At 62.3% G+C, this 5,688-nt stretch carries 5 protein-coding genes; 2 read left to right on the forward strand and 3 right to left on the reverse strand.

The window, feature by feature from the left end; genetic code table 11:
- The 3 genes from H0921_RS17470 to H0921_RS17480 form a co-directional block, all read right to left on the reverse strand.
- Window positions 1-1,588, reverse strand: a 1,588-nt coding sequence (locus H0921_RS17470; RefSeq protein WP_194539818.1) for a tetratricopeptide repeat protein, incomplete at its 3' end; no start/stop codon positions are given.
- A gap of 80 nt (window positions 1,589-1,668) precedes the next feature.
- Window positions 1,669-2,712 (reverse strand): tetratricopeptide repeat protein, encoded by a 1,044-nt coding sequence (locus H0921_RS17475; protein WP_194539819.1) that lies wholly within the window; start codon window positions 2,710-2,712, stop codon window positions 1,669-1,671.
- A gap of 249 nt (window positions 2,713-2,961) precedes the next feature.
- Window positions 2,962-3,729, reverse strand: a complete 768-nt coding sequence (locus H0921_RS17480; protein ID WP_194539820.1) for a tetratricopeptide repeat protein — start codon at window positions 3,727-3,729, stop codon at window positions 2,962-2,964.
- Window positions 3,730-4,013: 284 nt separating this feature from the next.
- Between H0921_RS17480 and H0921_RS17485 the strand changes: the two genes are divergently transcribed.
- Together H0921_RS17485 and rimO are read left to right on the forward strand one after the other, a co-directional pair.
- A complete protein-coding gene (locus H0921_RS17485) occupies window positions 4,014-4,217 on the forward strand; it encodes a hypothetical protein (protein ID WP_194539821.1) in 204 nt (67 codons plus the stop codon).
- 129 nt (window positions 4,218-4,346) lie between these two features.
- A partial coding sequence (gene rimO, locus H0921_RS17490; RefSeq protein ID WP_194539822.1) for a 30S ribosomal protein S12 methylthiotransferase RimO occupies window positions 4,347-5,688 on the forward strand: 1,342 nt, incomplete at its 3' end.

Here is a 5,688-nt window from a genome sequence, read left to right on the forward strand (position 1 = left end):
ATGCGGGCTGAATGCTGGCAGCCAACTGAGGCTGTAGCTGGAGCGCCTCGCTCAAATCCGCTATCGCCTGATCCCAATCTCCCTTCTTTAGCCAAGATATCCCTCGCCGATAATAGGTCTCGGCATCTTTGCGGGGATTGAGCCGCTGGGATTCCGTCGGGATGGTGTTGGCCTGCTCCTGTTCCGCTTTTCTTTCCTGGGCCAGACTCCGATTGGACTGCGCTCGAGCATACCCCCTTCGCCGAGCCATGGCCTGGGTGAAGTCGGCGATGGCCTGGTCATACTCCCCCTTGCGGAACCAGGCCAAACCCCGATTGTTGTAGGCTTTGGCATAGTGGGGATCGAGCCGAAGGGCCTGGTCGTAGTCCGCAATGGCCCGGTCCCACTCCCCCTGTTCGAACCAGGCGTTGCCACGGTTGTAATATGCCGCCAGGGAGCGGGGCTGGAGCTGGAGCGCCGCGGTGAAGTCGGCGATGGCTTGCTGCCACTCCCCTTTTTTCGCCCAGCAATTGCCCCGGTTGGCGTAAGCCTTGGCGTAGCGGGGATGGTAGCGCAGGGCTGCGGTGAAGTCGTCAATAGCCCGGTCATACTCTCCCCTGTAGTACCAAATTAAACCCCGATTGTTGTAGGCTTTGACATAGTGGGGATCGAGCCGAAGGGCCTGGTCGTAGTCCGCAATGGCCCGGTCCCACTCCTCCTTTCTGGAGCAAGCCTGAGCGCGGTTGAAGTACGCCCTGGCACTCTGTGGATCAAGCTGAATCGCGGCGGTGAAGTCCTCGATGGCCCGGTCCCAGTTGTCTTTTTTCATCCACAGCAGGCCGCGGTTGTAATACGCTCCGGCACATCCGCCTCGGAGATCGATCACCTGCGTGAAGTCGGCGATGGCCCGGTCATAGTTTTTCTTCTCCACCCAAGCCCGACCGCGCTCGTAGTACGCCCTGGCATACCTCTTTTTCAGGCCAATGGCGGTGGTGAAGTCATCAATCGCCTGGTCGTACTGTTGCTTTTGGAGCCAGACCCAGCCGCGCTCGCAGTACGCCCTGGCATAGTGGGGATCGCGGTCGATGGCCTGAGTGAAATCGGCGAGGGCCTGGTCCAAGTCTCGCTTTTCGCTCCACACGAGGCCGCGATTGTAGTAGACCTCGGCCAGCTCCGGAGCATAGCGGAGCGCTTCGGTGTAGTCGGCGATGGCTCGGTCCCAATTTTTGCGTTGGAACCACATCCAACCCCGGCCAAAGTACGCCTCGGCGTAACGCGGATTGAGCCGAAGCGCCTCATTGAAGTCCGCCAGCGCCAGGTCCCACTCCTGCCGCTCGGCCCGCACCCAACCCCGGCCGTAGTAGGCCTCGGCATGGCGAGGATCGAGGCGAAGCACCACCGTGAAGTCGGCAATCGCCCGCTCCCAGTCCTGCTGGTAGAACCACCCTAAGCCGCGGGCATAGTAAGCCCGAACATAGGCGGCATCGAGCCGAATCGCCTCCGAGAAGCATGGGATGGCCCGCTCCCACTTTCTCCGCCTCATCCACGCTAGACCCAAATTGTAATAACGCTGGGCTTCAGGATGATTCATATCACTGTAGTTAACCATCGTTTGGCTCCACTTTCAGCTTTGTCTTTATCCAATATCTGCAATGATTTTCGCCGCCGCTGGGACGCCGTCCTTTTCTCTCAGCTCCGCTGACTCCGACGAGGGGAAACGCCGTCCTTCGCCGGCTTTTTTTCGTCCACCTTCCTCTCTGGCAGAAGCGGCGGAAAACTAGCCTCCTCCTCTAGCGCTCGCCGCAGCTCGTTCTCGATGGCAAAGGGGGCGATCTGCCGCAGTTTGTCATAGTCGGCCTTAGCTTTGGCCCGGTCCCCTTTCTTCAACCAGGCCAGCGCCCGCTGGTTGTACGCCCTCGTCTCCTTGGGTTTGAGGCGGATCACTTCGCTGTAATCCGCGATGGCCCGGTCCAGGTCCCCCTTTTTGTTCCAGACATCGCCGCGGAGGAAGTAGGTTGCCGGGTCCGACGGTTGCAGACGGATGGCGACGGAGTAGTCCGCGATCGCCTGGTCCAGGTTCCCTTTCTTCTCCCAGGCTCGGCCCCGGCCTCGGTACGCCTCGGTAAACTGGGGGTTGAGGCGAATCGCCTCGGTGTAGTCCGCGATGGCTTTGTCGGTATCCTCTTCCCACCACAGGGCTTGAGCGCGGCGGTAATACGCCTCGGCATACTTGGGGTTCAAGCGCAGGGCCGTGGTCAGATCGGCGATCGTGCGCTCCCGTGTACTTTGAGTCAAAGCCCGGCCATAGTACGCCTCGGCACTGCGCGGACTGAGCCGAATTGCCTCGTTGAAGTCCGCCTGCGCCTTGGCGCTGTCCCCCTTCTCCCGCCACGCATGGCCGCGCGTGATGTAGACCCCGGCAACCTTGGCATTGAACCGCAGGGCCTCGTTGCAGTCCGCAATCGCGAGGTCCCACTCCTGTTTCTGGAGCCACGCTTGGGCGCGCAAGGCATAAGCCTCGGCCAGCTTGGACGAATTGGTGTCATGGAGAATCACCTCGGTACATTCATCGATCACCTGGTCCCAATTGCCGCGTTTTCCCTCGTCCTGGGCACGCCGGAGATGCAGGTCCGCCTTCCCCGGCGGGAGTTGCCCCCAGGAGATGCCCCCCGTACCCGTCGAAAGCAGCAGGCAGGCCAAGCCCAGCAGCAGGACATGATATGAGCGCCTCATGACTCGTCCTCTTCAGTCGAACTTCCAGGCGAACACCACCACCGAGCCACCGCATTGTAGCACCCCTCGCAGCGGCTCACAAGCGACGGGTCCCCCCCACCGACGGCCAACCCACTTCCCCCTGGCAAACAAAAGACGGCCTGCTCTCCTTCCGGGAAAACAGGCCGCCCTGTGGAACTCTCGCCGGGAACGCCCCTCACCCCCCTGACAAGCTACGGTCCCAGGCCAATCCATCGCCCGAAACTTTCCTTATCGCTTCGGCCGGTCCAGACTCGTAGCCACGGCATAGTCCGCGTTGGCTTTCACCTTGTCCCCCTTCTTCTCCCAGGCCATACCCCGGTGATAGTAGGCCTCGACAAACTGCGGCTGGAGCCGAATCGCCTCGCTGAAGTCCGCGATCGCCTGGTCGTACTTCCCCTCCTTGAACCAGATCAAACCGCGATTGTAATACGCCGCCGCCTGGTTTGGATCACGCTGAATCGCTTGCGTGTAAGCCGCCTTGGCTTTGGCCAACTCCCCTTGCTTCAACCACGCATGACCCTGCTGGAGATAGGTCATGGAATCGCCCAGAGGAAATGGCGAGGCTTTATAAAACTCCGCCTTGGCTTTGTTGTACTCCCGCTCAAACTCCGCCTTCGCCCGATGTAAATGCGGATTCTGCAACACCGACTGCACACCCTTGTTGAACTCCGCCTTGGCTTTGTTGTACTCCCGCTCAAACTCCGCCTTCGCCCGATGTAAATGCGGATTCTGCAACACCGACTGCACACCCTTGTTGAACTCCGCCTTGGCTTTGTTGTACTCCCGCTCAAACTCCGCCTTCGCCCGATGTAAATGCGGATTCTGCAACACCGACTGCACACCCTTGTTGAACTGGGACTTCGCCCGGTTGTATTCCATCTGAAACATCATTTTGGCGCGCAGGTACAGCATCAGGGTGTGCCGGTCCTGGGACCAGGCGACGCTTGACATCAGGAGCAGTAGCGCGGTGGCGAGGAACGGCTTGTGGGCGGCCATGATCAGCACTCCTTCCCCTTGGGATCCCAAAAACCCGGACGAATCGATGCGCTCGCGGGAATCGACCCAGCCGGGGACATTCAGGGGTTGAGCAGTTCGGTATGGTCGTTACTCCGGATTATACTGCTCAGCCGAAAGTCCACAATCCCAGTTGGGCAAAAATAGCATGGTTCCGTCTATCAAATAGAGTTCCGATAGTTTTTGCCTAGCCGGAGATGCCCCCCGTACCCGCCGGAAGCAGCAGGCAGGCCAAGCCCAGGAAGAGTGCAGGACCTGAGCGCCTCATGACTCGCCCTCCGCAGTCGAACTTCCAGGCGAACGCCGCCACCGAGCCACCGCATTGTATCGCATCCCTCGCCGCGGCCCCCAAGCGACGGGCCGACTTCATCCTCAGCGGCCTTGCCTCTTTTTTTCACCCCTTGCTCTGGGATTGGTCCGCGACGGAAGGGCGAGCCGTCCCACCAGCGCTGCCGAAAGTTCTACAATAACGTCATCATGCCACCTCACCCGCGGCGGAAGGCGGACACCGAGGCGCTGGTCCCCTCCGGGCTGGCTCCTGGGAGTGTTCGTCCCGCGAGAAGGAGGGGGAGAAGAGGGACCGATGACTGAGGAGTGTCATGCCGCGCTATACACTGCCGCTCGAGGGAAGGGAGGACGGACCTGCCGGGGTGCCGTTGTGGGGTTCTGCCTCCTCGGCTTCGGGGGGAAAGGGAACGGCGCCGGGAGCAGCGAGCCGGGAGTCGCCGCAGGGAGCGGCTCCGTCGTTGGCGTTGGTGTCTCTCGGCTGTCCGAAGAACACGGTAGATAGCGAGCGGGTGCTGGGGCAGCTTCTGGGCAGCGGCTGGCGTTTGCGGCGGGTGGATGAGCCGGTGGATGCGGTGCTCATTAACACCTGTTCGTTTCTGGAGGCGGCGTGCCAGGAGTCACGGGAGGTGATCGCGGAGATGCTGGCGCGGAAGCAGCGGGGGGAGGTGGCCGCGGTGGTGGTGCTGGGATGTTTGGTCGAACGGCTGGGACCGCGCTTGCAGGAGGAGCTGCCGGGCATCGACCTGTGTTTGGGCACGGAAGCGTGGGAGGAGGTGACGCCGGCGCTGGTGCGGCTGTTGGAGCAGCGGAATCTGTTTCGTCCGGCGTCGGTGCGGGGCGGAGGCCAAGCGGAGGCGGCTGGAACGCGCCGCTGGCGCATCACCCCCCGGCATTATGCCTACCTCAAGATCAGCGAAGGGTGCGACCGCACCTGCACCTTTTGCACCATTCCCTCGATCCGCGGCCCGCTGCGTTCGCTGCCGATCGAAGCGGTGCTCCAGGAAGCGCGGCAACTGGCCGAGGAGGGTGCGCGGGAGCTGATCCTGGTGGCCCAGGACCTGACGGCTTACGGCGTGGACCGCACCGGCCGACCCCAGCTCGCCGAACTGCTCCGGCAGCTCGATCAGCTCGACGCCCCCTTCGAGTGGGTCCGCCTCCTCTATGCCTTCCCGGAGCATATCGACGACGCACTCCTGGAAACCGCGGCGCACGCCCGGCGGATCGTCCCCTATCTGGACATGCCCTTGCAGCATGTGGTGCCTCAGATTCTGCGGCGGATGGGCCGGCCCTATCACCCGGAAGCGACCGTGCGGCTGCTGGAACGCATCCGGCGGAATTGGCCCGGCGTGGTCCTGCGCACGACTTTCATCGTCGGCTTCCCCGGTGAAACCGACGCGGACTTCGAGCAACTCCTCCGCTTCATTCAGGAGCACCCGTTCGAGCGGCTCGGCGCCTTCCCCTACTCACGCGAAGCAGGGACGCCTGCGGATCGCCTCGACGGCCACCTCCCGGAGGACGTCAAACAGCAGCGCTTGCACGAACTGATGCTCACTCAGCAGGCGATCGCCTTCCGTTACGCCCAACGCCAGGTGGGGCGGCAGATGACCGTGCTGGTGGACGGACCGGACCCCGAGCATGGCGGCTACTGGCTCG

The sequence above is a fragment of the Thermogemmata fonticola genome (assembly GCF_013694095.1).
Classification (GTDB): Bacteria; Planctomycetota; Planctomycetia; order Gemmatales; family Gemmataceae; genus Thermogemmata; species Thermogemmata fonticola.

Bases quoted from the DNA above. Each gene is read 5' to 3' on its own strand.
- H0921_RS17475 (WP_194539819.1), bottom strand. From the start codon at position 2,712: ATGAGGCGCTCATATCATGTCCTGCTGCTGGGCTTGGCCTGCCTGCTG.
- H0921_RS17480 (WP_194539820.1), bottom strand. From the start codon at position 3,729: ATGGCCGCCCACAAGCCGTTCCTCGCCACCGCGCTACTGCTCCTGATG.
- H0921_RS17485 (WP_194539821.1), top strand. From the start codon at position 4,014: ATGACTCGCCCTCCGCAGTCGAACTTCCAGGCGAACGCCGCCACCGAG.